The sequence below is a fragment of the Dietzia sp. JS16-p6b genome, assembly GCF_003052165.1.
Classification (GTDB): domain Bacteria; phylum Actinomycetota; class Actinomycetes; order Mycobacteriales; family Mycobacteriaceae; genus Dietzia.
Map to the genome: position 1 here is coordinate 2,820,312 of NZ_CP024869.1, position 22,684 is coordinate 2,842,995.

At 70.9% G+C, this 22,684-nt stretch carries 26 protein-coding genes; 14 read left to right on the forward strand and 12 right to left on the reverse strand.

The window, feature by feature from the left end:
• Nucleotides 1-3: 3 nt before the first annotated feature.
• The 3 genes from CT688_RS17505 to CT688_RS12975 all read right to left on the reverse strand — a co-directional run bounded on the left by CT688_RS17505 (nucleotide 4) and on the right by CT688_RS12975 (nucleotide 1,442).
• Nucleotides 4-180, reverse strand: a complete 177-nt coding sequence (locus tag CT688_RS17505; protein WP_194861565.1) for a hypothetical protein — start codon at nucleotides 178-180, stop codon at nucleotides 4-6.
• Nucleotides 181-262: 82 nt separating this feature from the next.
• Nucleotides 263-796, reverse strand: a complete 534-nt coding sequence (locus CT688_RS12970) for an Asp23/Gls24 family envelope stress response protein (protein WP_107757229.1) — start codon at nucleotides 794-796, stop codon at nucleotides 263-265.
• Between the two features lie 235 nt (nucleotides 797-1,031).
• A complete protein-coding gene (locus CT688_RS12975; protein ID WP_107757230.1) occupies nucleotides 1,032-1,442 on the reverse strand; it encodes a hypothetical protein in 411 nt (136 codons plus the stop codon).
• Between the two features lie 742 nt (nucleotides 1,443-2,184).
• Between CT688_RS12975 and CT688_RS12980 the strand changes: the two genes are divergently transcribed.
• The gene (locus CT688_RS12980; protein WP_107757231.1) at nucleotides 2,185-2,397 is read left to right on the forward strand and encodes a hypothetical protein; all 213 of its coding nucleotides are present in this window, start codon (nucleotides 2,185-2,187) and stop codon (nucleotides 2,395-2,397) included.
• 6 nt (nucleotides 2,398-2,403) lie between these two features.
• Here CT688_RS12980 and CT688_RS12985 read toward each other — a convergent pair whose 3' ends face one another.
• From CT688_RS12985 to CT688_RS12995, 3 genes are all read right to left on the reverse strand, one after another.
• The gene (locus CT688_RS12985) at nucleotides 2,404-2,589 is read right to left on the reverse strand and encodes a DUF6440 family protein (protein ID WP_107757232.1); all 186 of its coding nucleotides are present in this window, start codon (nucleotides 2,587-2,589) and stop codon (nucleotides 2,404-2,406) included.
• Nucleotides 2,590-2,621: 32 nt separating this feature from the next.
• Entirely contained in the window at nucleotides 2,622-2,888 is a 267-nt protein-coding gene (locus tag CT688_RS12990; RefSeq protein ID WP_107758202.1) for a DUF3072 domain-containing protein, read from the reverse strand.
• Nucleotides 2,889-3,000: 112 nt separating this feature from the next.
• A complete protein-coding gene (locus CT688_RS12995) occupies nucleotides 3,001-3,408 on the reverse strand; it encodes a YciI family protein (RefSeq protein WP_107757233.1) in 408 nt (135 codons plus the stop codon).
• A gap of 219 nt (nucleotides 3,409-3,627) precedes the next feature.
• Between CT688_RS12995 and CT688_RS13000 the strand changes: the two genes are divergently transcribed.
• The 3 genes from CT688_RS13000 to CT688_RS13010 all read left to right on the forward strand — a co-directional run bounded on the left by CT688_RS13000 (nucleotide 3,628) and on the right by CT688_RS13010 (nucleotide 5,968).
• Nucleotides 3,628-4,323, forward strand: a complete 696-nt coding sequence (locus CT688_RS13000) for a hypothetical protein (protein WP_107757234.1) — start codon at nucleotides 3,628-3,630, stop codon at nucleotides 4,321-4,323.
• On the forward strand, nucleotides 4,320-5,507 hold the full coding sequence (locus tag CT688_RS13005; protein ID WP_107757235.1) for a PrsW family intramembrane metalloprotease: 1,188 nt from the start codon (nucleotides 4,320-4,322) through the stop codon (nucleotides 5,505-5,507). The genes CT688_RS13000 and CT688_RS13005 overlap by 4 nt, the downstream gene beginning before the upstream one ends.
• A gap of 170 nt (nucleotides 5,508-5,677) precedes the next feature.
• The gene (locus CT688_RS13010) at nucleotides 5,678-5,968 is read left to right on the forward strand and encodes a DUF4287 domain-containing protein (protein ID WP_107757236.1); all 291 of its coding nucleotides are present in this window, start codon (nucleotides 5,678-5,680) and stop codon (nucleotides 5,966-5,968) included.
• A 20-nt stretch (nucleotides 5,969-5,988) separates the two neighbouring features.
• On the opposite strand, the gene CT688_RS17510 is transcribed toward CT688_RS13010, so the two are convergent.
• From CT688_RS17510 to CT688_RS13020, 3 genes are all read right to left on the reverse strand, one after another.
• On the reverse strand, nucleotides 5,989-6,159 hold the full coding sequence (locus CT688_RS17510) for a hypothetical protein (RefSeq protein ID WP_182613453.1): 171 nt from the start codon (nucleotides 6,157-6,159) through the stop codon (nucleotides 5,989-5,991).
• Between the two features lie 113 nt (nucleotides 6,160-6,272).
• Nucleotides 6,273-6,647: a hypothetical protein gene (locus CT688_RS17515; RefSeq protein ID WP_197431422.1), complete on the reverse strand. Its 375-nt coding sequence runs from the start codon at nucleotides 6,645-6,647 to the stop codon at nucleotides 6,273-6,275.
• A 432-nt stretch (nucleotides 6,648-7,079) separates the two neighbouring features.
• A complete protein-coding gene (locus CT688_RS13020; protein WP_107757238.1) occupies nucleotides 7,080-7,847 on the reverse strand; it encodes an alpha/beta fold hydrolase in 768 nt (255 codons plus the stop codon).
• A gap of 173 nt (nucleotides 7,848-8,020) precedes the next feature.
• Here CT688_RS13020 and CT688_RS13025 point away from each other — a divergent pair, with 173 nt between their 5' ends.
• Genes CT688_RS13025 through CT688_RS13040 form a run of 4 tightly spaced genes read left to right on the forward strand, consistent with a single transcriptional unit; the run spans nucleotide 8,021 to nucleotide 10,327 of the window.
• The gene (locus tag CT688_RS13025; RefSeq protein WP_107757239.1) at nucleotides 8,021-8,374 is read left to right on the forward strand and encodes a PadR family transcriptional regulator; all 354 of its coding nucleotides are present in this window, start codon (nucleotides 8,021-8,023) and stop codon (nucleotides 8,372-8,374) included.
• Complete coding sequence (locus CT688_RS13030; RefSeq protein WP_197431423.1) at nucleotides 8,371-8,763, forward strand: DUF1048 domain-containing protein; 393 nt, start codon at nucleotides 8,371-8,373, stop codon at nucleotides 8,761-8,763. Before CT688_RS13025 ends, CT688_RS13030 begins: the two co-directional genes overlap by 4 nt.
• Complete coding sequence (locus CT688_RS13035) at nucleotides 8,760-9,563, forward strand: ABC transporter ATP-binding protein (RefSeq protein ID WP_107757240.1); 804 nt, start codon at nucleotides 8,760-8,762, stop codon at nucleotides 9,561-9,563. Before CT688_RS13030 ends, CT688_RS13035 begins: the two co-directional genes overlap by 4 nt.
• Nucleotides 9,560-10,327 (forward strand): ABC transporter permease, encoded by a 768-nt coding sequence (locus CT688_RS13040; protein WP_107757241.1) that lies wholly within the window; start codon nucleotides 9,560-9,562, stop codon nucleotides 10,325-10,327. The genes CT688_RS13035 and CT688_RS13040 overlap by 4 nt, the downstream gene beginning before the upstream one ends.
• A gap of 7 nt (nucleotides 10,328-10,334) precedes the next feature.
• On the opposite strand, the gene CT688_RS13045 is transcribed toward CT688_RS13040, so the two are convergent.
• Nucleotides 10,335-11,033, reverse strand: a complete 699-nt coding sequence (locus CT688_RS13045) for a hypothetical protein (protein WP_231750336.1) — start codon at nucleotides 11,031-11,033, stop codon at nucleotides 10,335-10,337.
• A gap of 26 nt (nucleotides 11,034-11,059) precedes the next feature.
• Complete coding sequence (locus CT688_RS13050) at nucleotides 11,060-13,786, reverse strand: LuxR family transcriptional regulator (protein ID WP_156607245.1); 2,727 nt, start codon at nucleotides 13,784-13,786, stop codon at nucleotides 11,060-11,062.
• Between the two features lie 184 nt (nucleotides 13,787-13,970).
• Here CT688_RS13050 and CT688_RS13055 point away from each other — a divergent pair, with 184 nt between their 5' ends.
• Entirely contained in the window at nucleotides 13,971-14,426 is a 456-nt protein-coding gene (locus CT688_RS13055; RefSeq protein WP_107757243.1) for a hypothetical protein, read from the forward strand.
• A gap of 433 nt (nucleotides 14,427-14,859) precedes the next feature.
• Here CT688_RS13055 and CT688_RS13060 read toward each other — a convergent pair whose 3' ends face one another.
• Nucleotides 14,860-15,711 (reverse strand): endonuclease domain-containing protein, encoded by an 852-nt coding sequence (locus tag CT688_RS13060; protein WP_107757244.1) that lies wholly within the window; start codon nucleotides 15,709-15,711, stop codon nucleotides 14,860-14,862.
• A 606-nt stretch (nucleotides 15,712-16,317) separates the two neighbouring features.
• Here CT688_RS13060 and CT688_RS13070 point away from each other — a divergent pair.
• The 5 genes from CT688_RS13070 (at nucleotide 16,318) to kdpB (ending at nucleotide 22,682) form a co-directional block, all read left to right on the forward strand.
• A complete protein-coding gene (locus tag CT688_RS13070) occupies nucleotides 16,318-17,958 on the forward strand; it encodes an alpha/beta hydrolase (protein WP_231750337.1) in 1,641 nt (546 codons plus the stop codon).
• 566 nt (nucleotides 17,959-18,524) lie between these two features.
• Entirely contained in the window at nucleotides 18,525-18,785 is a 261-nt protein-coding gene (locus CT688_RS13080) for a hypothetical protein (protein ID WP_156607249.1), read from the forward strand.
• Nucleotides 18,782-18,883, forward strand: coding sequence for a K(+)-transporting ATPase subunit F (gene kdpF, locus CT688_RS13085; protein ID WP_107757248.1), 102 nt, complete (start codon nucleotides 18,782-18,784; stop codon nucleotides 18,881-18,883). Before CT688_RS13080 ends, kdpF begins: the two co-directional genes overlap by 4 nt.
• Nucleotides 18,880-20,580 (forward strand): potassium-transporting ATPase subunit KdpA, encoded by a 1,701-nt coding sequence (kdpA, locus tag CT688_RS13090; RefSeq protein ID WP_107757249.1) that lies wholly within the window; start codon nucleotides 18,880-18,882, stop codon nucleotides 20,578-20,580. The genes kdpF and kdpA overlap by 4 nt, the downstream gene beginning before the upstream one ends.
• Nucleotides 20,577-22,682 (forward strand): potassium-transporting ATPase subunit KdpB, encoded by a 2,106-nt coding sequence (gene kdpB, locus CT688_RS13095; protein ID WP_370446310.1) that lies wholly within the window; start codon nucleotides 20,577-20,579, stop codon nucleotides 22,680-22,682. The genes kdpA and kdpB overlap by 4 nt, the downstream gene beginning before the upstream one ends.
• Nucleotides 22,683-22,684: the final 2 nt, after the last annotated feature.

Sequence of the window (22,684 nt, forward strand, 5' to 3'; positions counted from 1 at the left end):
GGGTCACCCCCTCCGGCGATCGGTGAGGCCCTTGATCTCGACGCGGCCCTCCATGGCCAGGCCCACGGCCACACCGATCACGCCGAAGATCAGCACGATGAGGAACTGGCCGAGGGAGCCGAACGCGGCGACGGCGCCGAGGAACAACCCCACCAGGAGAGTGAGATGGGTGGTCTTCATGAGAACTCCTCGCTCAGGGTGTGCGGGGGCGGGCCGGGTGGCCCGCCCCCGCGGTGCAGCAGTGGTGGACGGGTCGGGGGGGTCAGCGGAGTTCGGTGCCGCGACCGCTGTCGGAGCCGGAGCGGCCGTTGTCGTCGTCGTCGTCCTGGGGCAGGCGGACATCGGTGACGTTGACGTTGACCTCGACCACCTCGAGCCCGGTGGTGCCCTCGACCTGGTCGATGACGTTGCGCCGGATGGCGTTGCCCACGTCGACGATCGAGGCGCCGTACTCCACGACCACCGTCACGTCGATCGCCGTCTGGGTCTCGCCTTTCTCGACGCTGATGCCGCCGGTGACGTTGGTCTGGGCGTTGGGGATGCGATCGGTCACCGCTGAGAAGGCGCGGCGGGCGGCGTTGCCCATGTCGTAGACGCCGGGGACCTCACGCGCGGCCATGCCGGCGATCTTGGCCACGACACCGTCGTCCAGGGTGGTCACCCCGCGGGACGTCTGGAGCGGTCCGCGCGCGGGCTTGGTCTCGACAGCCTTCTCCTGCGCGGCGGCCTCCGCGGCCTCGGCGGCCTGCTGCTCACGAGACTGCTCACGACCGGTCTTGGGGATTGCGTTCGACATGCTTCCTCCTCGTGGGTCGGCCCGGCTCCCGGCCGGGCCTGTCGATGGGCGACTTCACAACTAAGACGTCACGAGCCGCCGGATCGTCACGGGCGCTCTCGACGTTTTTTCGGGGGGTTCGATCGCACCGGAGACTCGACGGGTCGACCCGCAGCCGGACGGGTGGATGCGCCGGCGCTGGTGGCCGGCGCTGGTGGCCGGCGCTGGTGGCCGGTGTGATCGGAGCCGGGAGGCTCTAGTCCGTGATCCCCGGCAGACGATCTATGCGGACACCCAACGCCCGATCGGGCTGGCGCAGGGCGAACTCCGTGCGACTCAGCGGGCCGGGGCGGGCTCTGGAGCTCGGGCCGGACCGGCGAGAGCGCTGGGAACCGGGCAAGGACACCGGAGCCCGCAGCAACACCGCGGTCGCGCCCACGACAAGGGCGAACACCATCACGCTGAACAGCGCGGGCACCACCCACCCGCCGCCTGCATGGAGCGCCGCACCGGCCGCCAGCTCGGCGGAGGCCGCGACGCCCCCCATCGACGCACCGAGAAGGACCGCTCCGGGCATGAGGGCGGCCACAACCGCCACGGAGGCCAGGATCGCGATGCCGGCCATCGCGAGGAACGGGCAGGTGCGGGGACCGGGGAGAGAACTCACGGCGGTTCTCCTTTCAGCGTCTGCCCCTGATTCGGAGACCTGCGCCACACGGATGGGCCGGCGGGCCCGCCGACCGCGCGAGGTCTCGTCTCAGGCTCCCCGCGCTCGTCGAGTGGTCACACCTGATCGCGTTCTCCCAGGTGGGGTTTCCCGCGCCCGTTCATTTGTGACCACTCGACGACCAGGCACTCGTGGCATCCGGGGGACGAGGAGGCCGGGCCTTGACCGTGCGGCCGGTCAGGGCTGCGAACTCTCCGATGTGCACCATGTGCCCACTCTCGGTGCTCCCTCCCGAGGGGAGAAGCACGCCTCCGCGACGATGGGTGGTCAGCGCTCCACGATCACGGACGGGGAGCGGACGGGGACCAGAATCGTGCGACTCGTGACGTGCCCTGCACGATCCGACGCCCGGAATCACGCGGAAGTCGGTCTCGCGAGAGCTGTCCAGACGCCCGGGGGTCGAGGGGTCGTAGGGTCGAATCCGGTCAGACCGACGTGAGGAAGACGACCTCAGGGGCGGTTCCCCACGGGTGACCGCCCCGGGGTCGTGTGCGCCCACGGTCGTTCCGCCCCGGCAGCGCTCCGAGGCGCCCCGGGCGAGCTGCGGGGACGTCGACGAGTCAGGGCGGCGATTCGGCCCCCCTCTACCGGCGGGCTCGATCGAGGACTATGGTCATCCGCGACCACAGCACATCCGCAGTCGACAGCAGCGGATGTGCCGTCGAGCCGGAAGAGGAGATTCATGGCCACCTCCACCATGCCGCCCCAGGTCCTGGGGCAGCGGATGCAGTTGACGACCCTCGAGTTGGGGGTCGGCGCAGCGCTCGCCGCGGTGGCGGTTCTGGCGGTCACGCTGGTCGCGGTGACGGGCGAATCCGCCCAGCCCTCGGCGGGCACGGACCGGGACACCTCGACCTCGGTGGTCAGCCAGGTCCCCCAGAGGATCCCCGGGTAGCTCTGGCTACAGCGAGGGGTCCACGACGGGCTTGCCGTCGGCGCCCAGCAGCGCGGTGAGTCCGCCGGCGTATCCGCCCGAGCGCCAGAGATAGCACACCCCGGTCTGGGTGTCCCTGAGGATCTCGACGGTGCTACCGAACCCCATGCTCTGGGTGTGGACCTTCTCGAACCGCTTGTCGTTTCTCGCCATGCCGCGATGATCTCATCCGCGGCGGGCCGGCGTCAGGTCCGCGGGTTGCCCTTCTGCAGGCGGTCGATGTGCTCCGAGGCCTGCGCCTTGGTCAGGGTCGCGGGCAGTTCCTCGCCGGCCTCGCGCGCGAGGGTGTCGAGGTAGCTCTTCTGCGCGGCGGTCATGGGCTCGTCGCCGGTCACCCAGTCCTCGGGGTCCCGCTGCACCGAGGTGCCCCCGGCTCCGGGGATCTCGGGGACCGGAGCCCCCAGGGTCTCTTCCGTGGACGACCGGGTCGGGTCCTGCTCGGGGTTGGTCATGCCCGCACCGTACGCCCGGAGCGGGATCCCGACCACCGAGCGACCGCCCGGCCCGACCCAGCCCGGCCCGAGCGACCGCCCGGCCCGAACGACTCGGCCCGACCCGGCCGCGTCAACCCTCGGACTCCGGCGGCGCCTCGAGGAACGGCCGCAGTTCCAGCCACTCGTGGATCGGCTCGCCGCCCGCACCCGGGGCCGCGGACAACTCGGCCGCGAGCTCCAGGGCGCGCTCGTAGGAGGCGACGTCGATGATCATCCAGCCGGCGATCAGGTCTTTGGTCTCGGGGAACGGGCCATCCGTGAGCGGCGGGCGGCCCTCGCCGTCGTACCGCACCCACGTCCCCGACTCCGACAGCGCGGTGGCGGCCACGAACTCGCCGGACTCCTCCAGGCGGGCGGCGAAGTCGTTCATGTACTGGATGTGGGCGGAGACCTCCTCGGGCGCCCACTCGGTCATGGGCACGTTGTTGGGCGGCTCCGGCGCGCCCCGGTAGTGCTTGAGCAACAGGTACTTGGCCATGGTGATCCTCCTCGCACTGTGCGACCCAGTGTGGTCGCCTCACCGGGGGGACGGAACCGGATGCGGGTTCTCGACGCTGCTGCCCTACCCGGTGCGCGAGGGGGTGATGACGCCGACGTCGACGCCCGGCGGGACGGTGCTCCCGTCGGCGCCCGCCCGCCCCGGCCGATTCACCGCGATTCCCGCCGCGCCGCGGCCGGCAGGTGTAAATGTTCACGGGTGAACACCACGACCCCTCCCGATAGCCCCCCGGAATCCTCTCGCACCCACTCCGACTACCGTGTTCTCGGCCTCGACCGGAGCCAGGCGATCCCCGCGGCCGTGGTCCTGGCCATCGGCCTGGTGTGGGGACTGGGTCTGCCGTGGCTCGACAGGTCGGTCTCCTGGAACGACCCGATCGCGGCCGGCGACGTCGTCGATCTGGGCAAAGGCGTGCACTTCACCCCGCCCGTCGGATGGGACCTCACCCAGGGGGTCCGGGTCGGGGACGAGCCCGCGAGTGGACCCCTGGACGCGGGGTCCACGGCGACGGTCACAGACGGGGGCACCACCATCTCGGCCACCCAGGGGGTCTTCGCCGGCGATGTCGACGCGCTGCTGGCGGAAGCCGAGAAGCACCTGTCGGTCCACGAGAAGGGTGTGCGGGTGTCGGGTGCGCGGCAGTCGGTGACGACCGACAGCGGCCTGGTCGGCACCAGCGAGCCGTTCACCTCCACGTCAGGGGACGGCGTCCTGGCCGCGTTCGTCCTGCCGTCCGGCTCCGGCCCGGCTGCCGGCGGGCGCTGGGACCACGAGTCCGACTCCGCCCCCACCGCCATCACCTTCGCCGCCCGATCCCAGCCCGGCCAGTCCACCGCCGACGCCACCGAGATCGAGGCGGCGCTGCGCAGCCTGACCTACGGAGGACCGAGATGAGCACACCTACCGTCTCGGCGAGCAGCGACACCGCCCCCGATCCGGACCTCCTCGCCGCCCGGGACCGTGCGCTCGAGGAGTCAGGATGGGGTCAGGGTTTCCGGCTGTGGCAGCCGCGCAACCCGGCGTTCTGGGTGCTGCTCCTGGGCATCGCCGCCGGGGTGGTGAGCCTGGTTCAGATCGCCTCGCAGGCCGCCAGGCTCTACCCGGTCGCGGTCGCTGTGGGAGCCGTCGCCTTCGCGATCTACGGCGGGGCATGGTGGCTGTTCCTGCGACTCCATGACCGCTCCATCCCGCGGTCCGTGACGATGCTGGCCACGGTCTTCGTGTGGGGTGGCACCGCCGGCACGTTCTGGATGGCCGTCCACGCCAACGACGCCCTGCTCTCGCTGTACGGCAAGCTCTTCGGTACCGCCTGGTCGACGGCGTGGGGCGCCGCGTTCGCCGCGCCCGTCATCGAGGAGTTCGCCAAGGCCACCGCACTGGTCCTGATCCTCGGGCTGGCCTCCCACCTGGTGCGCAGCCCCTACGACGGGTTCATGATCGGCGCCTTCACGGGCCTGGGGTTCCAGGTGGCCGAGGACATGCTCTACGCCGCGCAGACCTCCGCCGCGAACTTCGGCTCCGAGCAGATCGAGTCGGCGGTCCAGACGATCCTGATCCGCAGCGGCCTGGGGATCGTGTCGCACACCCTGTTCTCGGCGTTGTTCTGCGCGGGGCTCGTGTGGTTCCTCGGCCGGCCCCGCGCCGAGCGCAACCGCGCCCTCGGAGCCGGGCTGATGCTCGCCGCCATGACCTTCCACTGTCTCTGGGACGCCGCCGACGCCATCGGCAACTCCGTGTTCGGCAGCACCGCGTACGCCTCGCTCGTGCTGGGGGTGGTGATCGTGGTCGCGATCGTGTTGGTGCGCGTAATCGCCCGGCGCGCCTCGCGGGTGCAACGGCAGTGGCTGCGAGCCGTCCTGGCCCCCGAGGTGGATCAGGGGGTCCTCACCGAGCCCGAGGTCGCCGCGGTGGTCGGGGACCGCGGAGCCCGGCGACGCTACCTCCGCAGCGTCCCGCACGGTCGCCGGCAGGGCAGGCACGTGCTCACCTCGGTGCGGGCCCTGGCCGCGGCGATCGCCGCGGGCCGGGACGTCGAGGGGGCACGTGCCGAGATCGGACGGGTGCGGTCGAACGGGTGAGGCGGGGCGGGACCGGCGGGACGGCCTGATCGACGACGACGAGAGGCGCACGGTGAATTGCGAATCCCGCCTACAGCCGCGCGCCGCGGGCGGACACTGGTGTCCTACGCCTCTACGAGCCGAGGCCGCGTCCGCCAGTCGATCACGCCAGTAGATCAGAGGAGAAACCAGTGTCCTTCCAGGCATACCTCGACACCATCGAGACCAAGACCGGGCTCACGCCGCGGCAACTCGTGAACCAGGCCACCGACCGCGGTTTCGGTCCCGGGACCAAGGCCGGGCCGATACTGGAGTGGCTGAAGAACGACTACGGCCTCGGCCGCGGCCACGGCATGGCGCTCGTCCATGTGATCACCAAGGGACCGCAGATCAGCTCGAAGCACGTGGGCTCCACCGGTTCGCACGCTGACGCGACCGACATGCTCTGGCTCGACGGGGCGGCCACCAACCCGAATCGCTGAGCTCGGGCGCCCGTTGTCGCCTACCCGCTGTCCTGCGGCCCCTCCGGGAGCCGCTCCTCGTTCAGGCCGGACCATTCGACGTAGTCCGCCCAGGCGCGCTCGTAGGACAGCGTGTCCGGTTCTGCGGCAGAGGGTCCGGCGCGTGCGACGGTCCGACCCCGCCGGATCCCGAAGGGCCAAATTTTTCTCATCTTCTTATTCGGTGGCGAGATCGGACCGGATGGGAATGCGGCATCGTGTTCGCCACACCGTGACTCAGATCCGAGGAGGGAGAAGACCGACGGGGCGCTCGGGCGTCCCGGACTCACGCGTTCTGTTCGGTCCACTCTCCGGACGCGTAGTCGGTCGCCAGCTGCCGCAGCGCGTCGTGGTCGACCCCCAGGAGACTCATGGGTGGGCGCCGGTCGGGTAGGGCGATCGACGGCAGGGTCCACCAGGAGAGTGCGGCTTCCGGAAAGCGACGAGCGTCCAGCAGCCGGTTGATCGCGCAGATGATGTTGTCCGGATCGCGCGGATCGACGTGGTCCATCTGGAATCGGGGGTACACCCATCTCCGGTCGCCGCGCAGCGCGATGAGCCGACCGTCTCGCGCGAAGGTCCGCAGTGCGTCGGCGGAGGCGGTGGATTCGGACAGCACCCCGCGCCGCACGAGGACCTCGGCCGCTTCGACCGAGCACATCACAGGCACCTGCGTCGCGCTCCCCCGCGAGACAGCGACCGCGACGGCACGGGCACGGCGGGCGGCGGCGGCACTCTCAGCCAAACGCGGCGTCTCGGGTCCCCGGCGAGGGCCGACGTCCGGGGGCCGGACCGTCCTCACGGCTCTGTCGATCTGCCCGGCGACCCGGCCGAATGCGCTGCGGCGGTGCACTTCCCGCAGAACGACATCTGAGAAGACCTGGTCGTCGAGTTCCCGCAACGCACGATTCGCCACGTCCCCCGGCGCGACGGATCTCTGCCACAACGGTCGATTCCGAGAAGTCATCGACGACCACCCCGCCTTCTGAGGAAAACTGTAGACCCACCGGGCGGTGACGGCGAGGGGTGATCGAGGGGAAGTAGGCGTGTTCCGCGGGTGGACCGGGCGCGACGACCTACGTGGGCATCGCGTCTAGCCGAGCGCGGCCCCGGTGCGACGCCACCAGTCGGCCACCACCGCGGCTAGTTCCTCCGGCTTCTCCGCCGGCAGCATGTGCCCGGTCTCCGGGATCTCCACATACGTCACCCCGCCCGCGCCTGCACCGTCTGACGCGGTACCGATCGATTCGGCCCCGATCGATTTGGCACCGTTCGATTCGGCCCACCGCCGCTGCTCCTCGGTGGGCACCACCTCATCGTGCGACGCCCCGACGATCAGGACCGGGCAGGGCGCCTGCGCGGGTAAAGCGCTGCGGTCCGGGCGCGCGCCCAGGGCCACCGAGTGCGCGGCGAACCGCGCCGGCCCGTATCCCCGCGCCGCGCGGAGTCGCTCGGCCCGCACCTGCGGGTCGTGGCCGCGGTCGCCGAAGTACACCGCCTCCATGCCGTCGAGGGCGATCTCCTCGTACTCCTCCGGGCTCAGGTCCGCCGCTCGGGCCGCGCGCGCTGCTGCGGCATCCGGATCCTCTGTGCCCACGGGCGCGGTGACCAGGACGAGTCCGGCCAGGAGGGACGGGTGCCTCTCCGCGAGGTGCATGGCCACCACGCCGCCGAGGGAATGTCCGACGACGACGCTCCCGGAGGCGATCAGCCGGGCGGTCTCGTCGACGAGCGCGTCGAGGTCGGGCACGGCCGGCAGGTCCAGGGCCGTGGTGGCCCAGCTCTCCGGCAGGGCTCGGAGGGTCGGGTCCCACGACTGCGCGTCGCCGTGGAGGCCGGGGAGAAAGACGAGGTTCGTCATGGGCGGGGGGCTCCCTCTACATCGACGCCGGGGGGTGACCCGACTGTAGCCCGGCGGTGTGAGGAACCGGCTGGCGCTCGGGCACCTGCACGGTGGTCGCGGTCTTGCGCTGCCGCTATTCTGCGTTACTATGTACCAGTAGTCATTGTCACTTAGTAGTTGGGGGACGTCCCATGGGCAAGCAGGCCACCGAGATGCTCAAGGGAACGCTGGAGGGCATCGTCCTGGCGATCCTGTCCGACCGGCCCGCGTACGGGTACGAGATCACCGCGTGGCTCCGGGGCCACGGTTTCGCCGACATCGCCGAGGGCACCGTGTACGCGCTCCTGGTGAGGATCGAGCAGCGCGGCCTCGTGGACGTGGAGAAGGTCCCCTCCGAGAAGGGCCCGCCCCGGAAGGTGTATTCGCTCAACGCCCGGGGGCGCGGGAACCTCGACGAATTCTGGAAGACCTGGGACTTCCTCGTGGAACGCATAGACCAGCTCCGTCACCACAACGACAGCCCACAGGGCGAAGGAGAGAGATGATCATGGTCGCGAAATGGATCGAGGCCCTCACCGGGTCTCTGGATCAGAAGAAGCAGTACAAGCGCCACATGGCGCGGGTCGACGCTCTCCCCGAGCCGTACGGCAGCGCCGCCAAGGCGCTCAACCGGTACTTCCTCTACTACGGAGGATTCACCGACGGCGACACGCTCATCGCGATGATCGGCGACCACGCCGACATGTGGGAGCGAGCCGCGGTCGACGGCACTCCCGTGCGCGCCGTCGTCGGGGACGACCCGGTGGAGTTCGCGGAGACATTCGCCCGCTCGTACTCCGGCAAGGAGTGGATCGACAAAGAGCGCCGGCGCCTGACCGAGGCCGTCGACGCCGCGGCCGGCGATTCCGGAGGGGATGAGGGGGCCCTCTCATGACCGCGCCGCCCCTTCACGCGATCCGTGTCCACGGTCTGGAGAAGTCGTACAAGGACCTGCCCGTGTTGCGCGGCGTGGACTTCGATGTGGCACGGGGCAGCATCTTCGCACTGCTCGGCTCCAACGGCGCCGGCAAGACCACAGTCGTGAGAATCCTCGCAACCCTGCTCGAGGCCGACGCGGGAACGGCCGTTGTCGACGGCCTCGACGTCGCCGCACAGGCTTCGGAGGTGCGAGAGCGCTTCAGTCTCACCGGACAGTTCGCCGCCGTCGACGAGATCCTCACCGGGCGGGAGAACCTCGTCCTCATCGCCAGGCTTCGCCACCTCGACGACCCGGGCACGATCGCGGATGATCTCCTCGAGCGCTTCTCGCTGACCGCCGCGGCCACGCGGAAGGTGTCGACGTACTCGGGTGGGATGCGTCGCCGTCTCGACATCGCCATGAGCCTCATCGGGAGCCCACCGGTGATCTTTCTCGACGAGCCGACCACCGGGCTCGACCCCCGGGCCCGCATCGAGGTGTGGCAGGCGGTCAGAGAACTGGCCGACGGCGGGACGACGGTACTGCTCACCACGCAGTATCTGGAGGAGGCCGAACAACTCGCCGATCGCATCGCGATCCTCCACAAGGGTCGGATCATCGTCAACGGCACCCTCGCCGAGCTCAAGCGGCTGCTCCCGCCCGCACAGGTCGAGTACGTGGAGAAACAGCCGACCCTCGAAGACGTCTTCCTGGCCCTCATCGGCGAGGACGACGCGGACCACACGGACAGTGCCACGAGTAGGGACCAGCGATGAACACGCACTTCCTCGGCGACACCGCCGTCCTTCTGGGGCGGTCCCTGCGCCACGTCACCCGCAGCCTGGACACCATCATCACGACCGTCATCACGCCGGTCGCCTTCCTGCTGTTGTTCGTCTACGTATTCGGCGGCGCGATCGACACGGGCCCGGATTCGGGGTCGTACGTGAACTACCTGCTGCCCGGGATCCTCCTCATCACCATCGCCTCGGGGATCGCCTACACCGCGTACCGGTTGTTCCTGGATATGAAGGGCGGAATCGTCGAACGACTCCAGTCCCTACCGATCGCGCGCTCAGCCGTGCTGTGGGGACACGTGCTGACCTCGCTGTTCGCCACTCTGATCTCGCTGGCGGTCGTCGTGGGCGTCGCCCTGCTCATGGGGTTCCGCTCACCGGCAGGGCCGTTGGCGTGGTTCGGTGTCGTCGGCATCCTGCTCCTGTTCACCCTGGCGTTGACGTGGCTCGCGGTCATCGCCGGGCTCTCCGCCACCACGCCGGACGGGGCGGGTGCGTTCTCCTACCCGCTGATCTTCCTCCCGTTCATCAGCTCGGCATTCGTCCCCACCGACACCATGCCCGGCCCGGTGCGCGCCTTCGCCGAACACCAGCCGGTGACCTACATCGTCAATGCCATCCGCGACCTGTTCGCGCAGCAACCGGTCGGCACCGACCTCTGGATCGCGATCGCCTGGTGCGTCGGCATCCTCATCGTCGCCTACACCTTCGCCATGGTCACCTACCGCCGCACGATCGCCTAGATGGGCGTCACACGATTCGTCTGTGCACCTGAGACCGGGCGAGCTCGTACGTCTTGACCAGCCAGAACCCGGCGAATGCGTACAGCGCCGCGGCTTCACCGGCGAACAGGGCCACCGACGGCCCCACCGCCCACGCGACGACCACCGCCGCAGCCGGGAACGCCACGACCAGGACGGCCAGGATCCGGTAGGTCACGCGATACCGTCGCCGCACGTGTCGATCGCTGAGCGATGAGAGGGTCTCCTGTCCGTAGAAGAAGATCGACAGCGCGGCCAGCGCGAAGAACCCGACCGCGGCCACAGCGTGGACCGACCCCGCGACGGTGGGCCCGGGCAGAGAGGTGTCCGACGTCGGGACCAGCGCCACCACGATCGAGAGGACCCCGGCCGCGTTGAGCAGTGCGTTCTCTCCCCGGGTGTAGCCGCGGTAGGCCACCAGCGCGACGCCTATCGCCACGAGGATCCCCACGAAGACGCTGCGCGCCGGCGAGTAGTAGAAGGCGCTGAGCGAGCCCCTCATCGCCACCGCGGGGTCAAGGGCCACCCACAGCAGGAGAACAGCCGGGAGCACCAGGGCGCCGGCGGCGATGACCATCCGGAGGACGAAATAGGTCTCCACGATATAAGCCGCGGGCGCCTCGCAGAAGGTGGCCGGGACGCCGTGTCCCGGGCCGGCCAGCCCACGCCCGCCCGGTGGCCGACGCATGCCCCCACCCCCTCGCCGTGGCTCGTTCACCCTCGCAGCCGGGTGCCGGTCTTGGTGTAGATCCGGTTGAGGTGTCCCTCCACGGTCCGCTTGGACAGGTGGAGCTCGGCCGCGATCTCGGCGTTGGTCAGCCCCTGACCCACGAGAGTGGCGATCTGGGATTCGCGACGGGTCAGAGACACGCCCTGAGGGATTCTGGTGGCAGCGCCTCCCGGACCGGGCAGACCGCTCGCCGATCCACCGATCTCGGAGGTGGCGATCATCCGCTCGGCCTGGATGTGGTGCTGCGAACCCGGAGTGGCGAGGTGGCGCACGCGGTCGGCGACCGCCACGGACACCATGTGCAGACCGCATTCCCGGGCACGGTGGGCGTCGTCGAGAAGTCGCCGGGGGTTCTTGGCAAGGGAGTCGGCGGCGATGTCACGCACCAGCACCGGAAGATCGCCGGTGACCTCCAGCTCGGACACCAGCTGGCAGCTCTCGCGATCGGCGGACAGCACCCCGGCCATGGCGGCCCGCGTGGCGGACCCCAACTGCCCCTCGTCGATGAGCGAGCGGACGATCTCGCGGGCCTCCTCGCTGTGACCGAAGCAGTACAGCACCCCGGCCTCGGCTCCGCGGATCTCCGGCCCGAGCGGAGAATTGGTGTACTCGCGGATCCCACGCAGGCGCCGCAGCTTCTCCTTCGCGGTGGCGGTTCGACCGGACAGGGCCGCGATCAGCGCGCACAGGGACAGCGCGCGCGACAGGTACTCCTCGGGGCCGTCCACCTCGATGGTGTCGATCGCATCGGACGCGGCGGCCACCGCCGCCGACAGGTCCCCGGCGGCCAGCGCGATCTCGGCGTCGGCGACCCGGCGCAGGCCCGGGCCCAGGCGGACGGAGTCGTCCTGCTCGACCGCGATGAAGGGCGCGATCTCCGCCTGCAGGGCCGTGACTCCGAACCCGTGCAGGACCACGTACAACAACGAGGCGAGATACTCCTCCGACGCCCATGCGTGGGAATCCATCGTCCGCGTCCGGCGGGCCAACCGCCGCAGGACGGCCAGCGCGGCGTCGGACTGCCCGAGGGCGTCCAGCGCGATGGCATGGAGTGCGTCGAGTCTTCTCTCCCACTCGGCCGACAGCGGTGCGGGGCGCAGCGCATCCGGTGGCATCGAGACGGGATGGAGGGGGTCGGCGTGGGGCTTCGGATCGCCGACCGCGGAATCTGCAGTTGTACCTGCATCTGCATCGGACGGAGGCTCGCAGAGTGCGGTGTAGGCCCGGGCCGCCTCGCGGTACCGTCCCGCATAGCAGAGGTGCACCACGGTCAACGCGTCCAGAACCGAGTGCCCGGGGTCGCCCGGCACCAGGAATCCATGGGCCGACTCGATCAGCAACAGCGCGTTCTCCGGGCTCCGATCGCGGTAGTGCGCGAGATCCGCCCGGGCCGCCACGTTGTCGAGCAGCACCCTGGTGAAGTCGGGCCCACCCGGGTCGTCGTCGCCACCGTGGACCGCCGAGGCCCGCAGACACTCCAGTGACCGCTCGAACATCTCGGCCGCCTCGTGCACCCTGTCGGCCCACCGCAGGCACGAGCCCGCGACCAGGTCGAACTCGGCCTGCTGCAGCGGCGTCATCACCAGCCCCGCGCGCCTCGCCGCCTGGGACAACCCCACGCCGGTGCGGTAGTCGTTGGCCTCGAATGCGGCACGGGCCGCGGCCAGGGCTGCGGACGCGTCCACACGGGCGCCCTGAACTGCAGGGGCGCCCAACACCACGGAGCGGGCGGCGGGCGGCCCGGTGCCGGCAGCGGTACCGGCGGGCAGGTTGGTCAGAGCCCACAGCACGACATTCGGGTCCGGCTGGACGATGCCCGGAAGCGCGAGGACGGCGTCGTAGGTCTCCCGCCGACGGCGATGATCCGCGGCGTCGCGGAGAGCGGCGGCCAGAACAGGGGGCTGCACGGCGAGCACCCGGGCGCCGTCCTGCTGACCCTCCACCACGAGCGCACGGGCCATCAACTCGCTGACCACCTCGCAACCATGCAGGTTCTCGAGGTCCGGGACGCTGATGCGGCGAGCGAGAGCGACCGTCGTCAGGGCGTCGGTCAGGGGGTCCACGCCACCGGCACCGGATGCGCTGCCTCCGAGCCACCGCTGCGGGTCCACGGCCACATCCATGACCGCGGTGGCCGGGTCCACCGTCAGCGTCAGGCGACCACGCATCAATAGGTTCAGCTTGCGGGTCGCGAGGTCGTCGTAGGTGGCGCGCAGGGCGGTGAGATTGCCGTGAGAGCAGGTCCACAACGCCTCGACCAGCCGCGCCGACAAGGGGACCCCCACGGCCGCTGCGACCGCCGCCTCCGACCCGGTGCGGGTGAGATTCCGTAGCGTCAGTCGGGTGGTGCGGTAGGCCACCTCGTCGCGGCACCACGGCGGTAGCGGCGCACCCACCCGAGCAGAGGCCACCACCACCGCGCCGTCGGGCAGCGCGCGTGGCGTGTCGGCCCGGTCGAGGTCGTCCCACACAGCCACCCGGACCCCGGCAGCGCGCAGCCCGGCGGCGATGTCGACGGCACAGCGGCTGGCACCCACGCCCGGCGGCCCCACCACCAGCACACCGCGCCGGGTGTCGACGCACATCGCGACCGCGCGGGCCACGGTGTCCGCACGCAGCACCGAGCGATCGTTCTTCCACGCCGGCACCAGTCCCACCTCCAGTCCGGCCACAGCGGGATGCCGGGCACCACGTCCGCGTCCGGGAATCATGCGTACCCGGATCCACCCGGGAAATCGGGGCCACCTGGGTGTCAGGGGCACGAGCTCCGCTGCGGCGCAGCAAAAATCAGGTGTGCCGCACTCTATCGGGACCTGGCGGCTCCGTCAGAGGATAGGAGCTAATTCACCAGGCTCGCGTCACACCGGCGCGACACCCCACCGAAAGGGTTCTCTCGTGAACAGACCGCTGTCCGTCTCGATCGCATCGTGGATCTGGGTGTTCTGCGGCCTGTTCACCACGATCACCATCGCCGGCGTGATCAGCGCGACCGACGCATTGTCGCTGGTCTCGGGGCTGTGGGGCGACGAGGTGACCGCTGGCGGGGCCGGTGTGGGCCTGAGTGGCGCCGGCGGACCCGGCTGGACCGGGTGGGCGCTCGCGACCGTCTTGTTCGCCGCCTTGGTCGTGCAGGTCACGACGGCCCCGAGACTGCGTGCCGGTGAGCGCCGGAGTCGCGCCCTGCTGACGACCGCCGCGAGCGTCTCCCTGATGGCCGTGGTGTACGACCCGACGCTGTGGTCGGCCTGGCTGCTCCTCGTCGCCAACGCCGTTGCGCTGCTCTTCACCTACGACGACCACGCGCTGGACTACCTGGAGACCCGGCCGGAGCAGCTGGCCTCGGCCCACTGAGGCCACCGGCGGCGATTGCACGGCAGGCGGGCGGTTGGGCGTCGGGCGGGGCGCACGGCAGACCCGGCGGTTGGGCGCGCGGCAGACCCGGCGGTTGGGCGTCGGGCGGGGCGCACGGGTCGCTCCGCGGCGCCGGCAGCCCCTATCTCGCCGAGTGGTCGATTCCGCTCGCGTTTCCCCAGTTCGCCATTTCCGGCGACGCGCATTTGTGACCACTCGGCGGGGGTGGCCGGCGTCAGCGACGCGCATTTGTGACCACTCGGCGGGGGTGGCCGGCGTCAGCGACGCGCACTTGTGACCACTCCGCGGGGGTGGCCGGCGTCAGCGACGCGCACTTGTGACCACTCGGCGGGGTGGGGCGAGCGCAGCGGCGGGACGGGCGGGTCTGGGCTGGCGGAGGCGGGACGGGCGCGACCGGTGTCGAGAGGCCGACTCAGCCCAGCGCGTCGCGCAGGAGGGCGGCGAGCTCGCGGGGACGGTGATAGAAGAGCGTTGCCGTCACGATGATGATCGTCCAGCCTGCCGCGCGTAACCGGTTCCATCGGCGCACGTCCCGACCGTGCTGGACGGCGTCGCGATGGCCGGCACCGTCGTACTCCACCGCGATCTTGCGGTCTGGGAACGCGAAGTCCAGGCGGTACGGTAGGCCAGGGGTGCGGTACTGCACCCGGAAACCGGTCAGCCCGAGATCGAGAAGGAACAACCGCAGGCGCGTCTCCATGGGCGACTCGGTCATCGGCTCCACCAGGGCACAGCGCTCGAGCGCGATCCGTCGCCCCCGCAACCCCGGATGCCTGCTGAGCAGCGTCGGTAGAGATCGTCGGATGTCGTGGCCCGGCCCCATCCGTGACGCACCGTCCAGTGCGATCAACGCCTCGGCCCTCGGCGAATACAGAGCCAGGTCGAACAACGCCCACTCCGCGCTGGCCACACGAAGCGGGGCGCCGTCGGCGTCGAGGATGCTCTCGACCTGATCCTCCGGGATCTCGTACCGTCGGGCGACGATCCCCTCGCGGCGCACCCGCTTTCTGCCGACGGCCAGCTCGATCGGATACGCGGCCGGCGCCCACGGATGGCCGTGGACCGCGGCGGCCAACCACCCCGTGGCCACGCCGCCTGGGCAGGCCAGTGTCGCCGAGGCCAACCGAGTGACCGGCGTGGAGACGGTGGTTGCCGGTTCCCATATCCCGTGGTGCGCTCTGCGATATCCGTTGGTCACCCGGTGCGTGCCGTGGGCCGCCAGCAGATCGCCGCGACGTCGAGGGCCACCGGGTGCGGGAGTCATGGGGGGAACTGTTGCGCACCGGGCACGCTTCGGGTCCCGGCGAGCGGCTGTGCCGCCACCCCCTTGTGGAGAGGCCAGAGGCCTGTGAGAAAAGCTGGACGCTGGTCGAGACCACGCTTCTCCCCCGAGACCGCACTCACGACGAGGCGCCAGCGTGGGGTGCTACGCCGAGGCGCTGGGGCCCAACGCGCACCGGTGGCGAGGACGTCCACCCAGTCCTGCTACGCGGGGCCGATCGAACTCTTGCCGCGCCGTCACACCCGAGGGCACGCCGGGCCGTGCTCGTGCCGATGTGGGGCATGGCCGACTCCCTCCCGCCGGACCCGGACCCGGACCCGGACCCGGACCCGGACCCGGACCCGGACCCGGACCCGGACCCGGACCCCAGCTACTCCACCGACCTCGACGGTGGTCCTGCTCATGGTGTTGCGACTCTCGGGGGAGGTTGTTCGGACTCAGCTGGCCGGAACGGCGGGCCGGTAGGACACCGCCCTCGAGTCCACGCAACCCTGCTGCGCCGCTGCTGAGGTGACGCGGCCCACTGACGGGACGACGACGGCCACATTCGACCCCTCCGGGCGCGAGCGACGTGACAGAGTGCACAGCATGAACACCCCCGTCCCGGCGCCCTCTCGTCTCCGATCCCGCCGCCCGGTGGCCGCGGCCGTGGCGGCCACTCTCGCGACTGCGGGGCTCGTCGTCGTCGCCCAGTCCGGCACCGCTGCCGCACCGACCGCCCAGGCTGCGCCCGCTGCGCCCACTGCACCCACGGCGCTCGCGTGGGGACCGTGCCCCGAGACCGTCACGACCCCGTCGGCGGTCTGCACGAGCGTGAGCGTCCCGGTGGACTACGCGGTTCCGGGCGGCGACCGCATCGACGTGACGGTGTCCAAGCTGCCGGCACGCAACCCGGCGGCAGCGCGGGGGGTGCTGTTCGGCAACGCGGGCGGGCCGGGCGGGGATTCACTGACTTATTTCGACGACAACGAGCTGTTCACCTGGCCCGACGCCCTGCGGGACGAGTGGGACCTCATCGGCGTCCAACCGCGAGGACTGGCGCACGCCGGCCCGCTCCACTGCGCGCCGATGGATGGCGCCGACCAGTTGATGATCGCCACCAACTTGGGCGGCGCGCACCGGGCGTCGTGCGAGCAGGCCAGCGGCGACTACTGGCGCCACCTCACCACCGAGAACACCGCGCGCGACTGGGAGGAGGTCCGGCGCGCGCTCGGCCAGGAGCGCATCTCCATCCACGGCCTGTCCTACGGCACGCTGCTCGGGTCGACCTACGCGACGCTCTTCCCGCAGCACACGGACAAGGTCGTGCTGGATTCGGCAGCGCACCCGGACTGGATGTGGAACGACGTGCTGCGCGAGCAGACCGAGCCCTACAAGCGTCGGGTGATGGCGATGTTCGACTGGATCGCCGCCAACGACGCCGTGTACGGGCTGGGCGATACCCCACTCAAGGTGTACGGGAGCTGGTCGCAGCGGGTGATGGCCGAGTCCGGCACCACCCCGACCCTCGCCCCTCCCCCGGCGCGGGTCGGCGACGTGCCGCCCGAGTGGCGGGCGCTCGCGCAGCAGTACGTCGACGGGGTCACGCTCACCGGCCCGCTGCGGGTGCAGATCGAGGGGCTGTTCGCCCAGCTCCGCACTCCCGGCGCGGTGCAGGCGCTGTCGCCGATGCTCGGCGCGACCCGCGGACTGGCTCCGCAGAGCTCGGGGTGGCCGGTGATCGCGGAGGCCCTGCGTGACGGCACGCCCGTCGGGCCGCAGAACCCGCAGATGCCGGAGCTCCCGGAGGAGGCTGTGGTTGCACTCAACATGCAGTCCGCCGTCCTGTGCAATGAGAACCGCGTTGCCCCGCGGCCGCTCGACTACCCCGGGTTCCTGTGGACGCAGTTCGTGACCGGGGACATCTTCGATGCCATCGGCCTGACCTACAGTTCCGGGGCCGCCTGCGCCGGCGCCGCTCCGGTCACCACGCCCGTCGCGGTCCACAACGCGGGCCTGGCCACGGCACCGCTGCTCATCAACTCGCTGGGGGATCCGCAGACGCCCTATCACGGGGCGCTGGCGCTGGCCGAGCGCATGGGAGCGCACGTGCTCACGGTCGAGGGCGGCGATCACGGGCAGGTGGCCAAGGGGAACACGATCGTCGACGACGCCGTGGTCGAGTACCTGCGCACCGGCCACAGCGGCGTGACCCATGCCCCGGCCCCGCCGATGCCCGCGGCGGGGTAACGCCACGTCGCCGACGAGGCCCGGGCCGGTGGGAAAGTACATCGCAGAGACGCTGGAGGCGCTGTCGTCGCGGGGTGTCCGCACTCTCGTTGCGTTGTCGTTCGTGATCGCGGGAATCTACTTGGGTAACGGAGGTGTAGCGACGGCGGCAGCTGTACTGCTCACGTCCCTGGGCTGTGGAATGACCGTCTTGATCATCATGGCGAGAGCATCGATCGACTCCGATCGCGAGTAGAGGTGCCGCCGTGTGGTCATATGCGATCACGTTCTCCCAGGTGACCTGACCCAGAACCGGTCAGATGTGACCACTCGGCGAGAGAACACGCCGCGCGAGAGTTGCCGCAGCGGCGTCGGCACGGGCAGCCGCGCGAGCGCCGGCGCGTCCGCGGATCGCCCCGTCAGGGACGGGCCGCGGATCGCCCCGTCAGGGACGGGTAAAGATCCCCGCCCGGGGCATCAAGAGTCCGTAAATGCCACTTCCCGCACGGTCGCGGGGGACGCAGGCTTCTCGGTGCAGTGCAGGCCACCGCCGCGCTGATCCCCGATCGAAAGTGACCGTGCCCGCGATGCTCGATATCGCCTACCTCGCGCTCATGCTGGCCTGCCTGGCCGGCTGCGTGCTCCTCGTCGACCGGCTCTCCCGGTCCGACGAGTCCGCCACCTCCCCCGGCCTCCCGGCGACCGGCCTCCCGGCGCCTGACCCGGCGTCTCGCGACACCGCGTCGCCGGGCAGCGCGTCACGCGACACCGCGTCGCCGGGCAGCGGGTCTCGCGACGCCGCGTCGACCTGCGCCGCGTCCGCAGACACCTCGGAGGCCGGGCGATGACCCTCGCCGGCGTCACCACCGTGATCCTGCTGGTCGTGGCGGCGAGTCTGGTGGTCTATCTCCTGGTGGCGCTCGTCGACCCCGAGCGGTTCTCATGAGCCCGGCGCTCGCAGCGGGCCTCCAGGTGGCCTGCCTGCTCGGGCTGCTGGCCGCGCTGTACATCCCGCTCGGCGACTACATGGCCCGGGTGTTCGCCAGCGACCGAGACCTCGGGGTCGAACGGCTCCTCTACCGGCTCGCCCGTGTGGACCCGCGCCGCGAGCAGTCCTGGCGCGTCTACGCCCTGGGGGTGCTGGCGTTCTCCGCGGTCAGCATGCTGGCCCTGTACGCGATCCAGCGCGTCCAGCACTGGCTGCCGCCGCTCGGTGCCCACCAGGACGCGGTCGACCCGGCCATGGCGTTCAACACCGCCGTCTCCTTTGTCACCAACACCAACTGGCAGTCGTACACGCCCGAGGAGACGCTCACCAACCTCACCCAGATGATCGGGCTGACGGTGCAGAACGCCGTCTCCGCGGCCGTCGGTATCGCCGTGGCCATCGCGGTGGTGCGAGGGTTCTGCCGGGTCCGCAGCGGCGTGATCGGCAATTTCTGGGTGGACCTGACCCGGGCGGTCACCCGGGTGTTGCTCCCCCTCGGCCTGATCTTCGCCGCGCTGTTCCTCACCCAGGGCATGATCCAGTCGTTCTCCGGCGGCGTGGCGGTGACGGCGCTCGACGGCACCGCACAGCAGATCTCCACGGCGCCGGTCGCCTCCCAGGAAGCGCTCAAGCTGCTCGGCACCAACGGCGGCGGCGTGCTCGGGGCCAACTCGGCGCACCCGTTCGAGAACCCCACCCCGATCGCCAACCTGCTGTCGATCCTCGCGCTGTTGTTGATCCCGGTGGCGCTGACCCGGACGTTCGGCACCATGCTCGCCGAGTCGGGCGCCGGCAGCCGCCGCCACGGGCTGATGATCCTCGGCGTCATGGCCACCCTGTGGGGCGGCATGCTCGCCGTGGTCACGTGGGCCGAGTACAACGCCGTCGGCGTGGCCGCGCAGGCCGCGGGGATGCAGATGGAGGGCAAGGAGGTCCGCCACGGGATCCCGGCCTCGGTGCTCTTCGCGGTGTCCACCACGGGCACGTCCACCGGGGCGGTCAACTCGGCCCACGACAGCTATTCGGCCCTCGGCGGCGGGGCACTGATCCTCAACATGCTGCTCGGCGAGATCGCCCCCGGTGGAGTCGGGACCGGCCTCTACGGGATCCTGGTCCTGGCCGTGCTCGCGGTGTTCGTGGGCGGGCTGTTGGTCGGCCGGACCCCGGAGTTCGTGGGCAAGAAGATCGGCCGCCGGGAGATCACCTGCGCCAGCCTGTCGCTGCTGGTCATGCCCGTGCTCGTCCTCACCGGCGTCGCGATCACGGCCGTGATGCCGTCCGCGGTCGAGGCCCAGGGCAACAGCGGGCCCCCCGGTTCGCCCAACTCGGCGCACGGACTCAGCGAGTACCTCTACGCCTTCACCTCGGCGGCCAACAACAACGGTTCGGCGTTCGGCGGCCTCACGGTGACCGACCACTGGTTCCAGGCCGCCCTCGGGGTGTGCATGATCCTCGGTCGGTTCCTGCCGATCATCCTCGTCCTGGCCATGGCCGGTTCCCTCGCCGCACAGAAGCGCAGCGACCCCGGCCCCGGCACCCTGCCGACGCACGGACCGCTCTTCGGCGGCCTGCTGCTCGGCGTCATCCTCCTGGTGGCGGCGCTGACCTTCGTGCCCACGCTCGCCCTCGGACCTATCGCGGAGGCACTCCAGTGACCGCCCTGCTCGATTCCCGGCACCTCGCCGCGGCCGCCCCCGGCGCCCTGCGGAAGCTCGACCCACGCCACCAGGCCCGCAACCCCGTCCTCTTTGTGGTGTGGGTGGGGTCGTTGCTCACCACGGTCCTCGCGGTGTTGCACCCCACCGTGTTCAGCTGGTCCACCGCGGCCTGGCTGTGGGCCACCGTCCTGTTCGCCGGCATGGCCGAGTCGGTCGCCGAGGGACGCGGCAAGGCGCAGGCCGACAGCCTGCGCAAGGTCACCACGGAGACCACCGCCAGGGTCCGACGCGGCCCCCACGAGACCCAGACCGTCCCGTCGACGGAGCTGGCCGTCGGTGACCTGGTGGAGGTTCTGGCGGGCGAGACCATCCCCGGGGACGGCGACGTGGTCGAGGGCATCGCCACCGTCGACGAGTCGGCGATCACCGGGGAGTCCGCGCCCGTGGTGCGGGAGTCCGGCGGCGACCGCAGTGCCGTCACCGGCGGGACCGTGGTGCTCTCCGACCGGATCGTCGTGCGCATCTCCACCGCGCCGGGCGAGTCGTTCGTCGACCGGATGATCGCGCTGGTCGAGGGCGCCGAGCGCACGAAGACCCCCAACGAGATCGCGCTCAACATCCTCCTGGCGATGCTCACGATCGTGTTCCTGGTCGCGGTTCTCGCGCTCGGCCCGGTGGCCGCCTACTCGGGCGCCGAGATCGATCCGATCCGGCTCATCGCCCTGCTGGTGTGCCTCATCCCCACCACCATCGGCGCCCTGCTGTCGGCCATCGGCATCGCGGGCATGGACCGCCTGGTCCAGCACAACGTCCTGGCGACGTCGGGCCGGGCGGTCGAGGCCGCCGGCGACATCGACACCCTGTTGCTCGACAAGACCGGCACCATCACGTTCGGCGCTCGCCAGGCCACGTCCCTGGACCCGGCGGCCGGTGCGTCGACGGCGGAGCTCGCCGAGGCCGCGCGGGCCTCGAGCCTGGCCGACGAGACCCCGGAGGGTCGGAGCATCGTGGAGTTCTGTGCCCGCGAGCACGACCTGCCGGCCGCGGCCACCCGAGCGGAGGCGGACGCCGAGGCCGTCGAGTTCACGGCCCAGACCCGGATGTCCGGGATCGACCTCCCCGCGGCCGACGGCACGGTCCGTCAGATCCGCAAGGGCGCGTCGGACACGATCCTGGCCTGGGTCGCCGCGCACGGCGGCCGGGCCCCCGAGGGGGTGCGGGAGTCCGTCGAACGCATCGCCCGGCGCGGGGCCACGCCGCTGGTGGTGGCCGAGCTGACGGTCCGCGCCAACGGGGCCGGGGATGCGACGAAGACCGGCGACGACGAGGCCGGTGAACTGATTCTCGCCAGCGCACCCCGGATCCTCGGGGCGATCGAGCTCTCGGACGTGGTCAAGCCCGGGATGCGCGAGCGCTTCGCAGAACTGCGGGCCATGGGGATCCGCACCGTGATGATCACCGGCGACAACCCGCTCACCGCCGCGGCCATCGCCGCCGAGGCGGGGGTCGACGACTACCTGGCCGAGGCCACCCCGGACGACAAGCTCGCGCGGATCCGCGCCGAGCAGACCGGGGGGCGCCTGGTCGCGATGACCGGTGACGGCACCAACGACGCCCCCGCCCTGGCGCAGGCCGACGTCGGCGTGGCCATGAACTCGGGCACCACGGCCGCCAAGGAGGCCGGCAACATGGTGGACCTGGATTCGGACCCCACCAAGCTCATCGACATCGTGGGCATCGGCAAACAGTTGCTCATCACCCGCGGCGCGCTCACCACGTTCTCGCTGGCCAACGATCTGGCGAAGTACTTCGCCATCCTCCCGGCGCTGTTCGTGGGGATCTTCCCGCAGCTGGACAGGCTCAACGTCATGGGGCTCGCGAGCCCCGAGTCGGCCATCCTGTCCGCGGTGATCTTCAACGCCATCGTGATCGTGCTGCTGGTCCCGCTCGCCCTCCGGGGCGTGAGGTACCGGGCGGCCTCCGCCGCGTCGCTGCTGCGGCGCAACCTGCTGATCTACGGGGTCGGCGGCGTGATCGCGCCGTTCCTCGGGATCTGGCTCATCGACCTGCTCGTCCGACACCTCCCCGGGATCGCGTGACT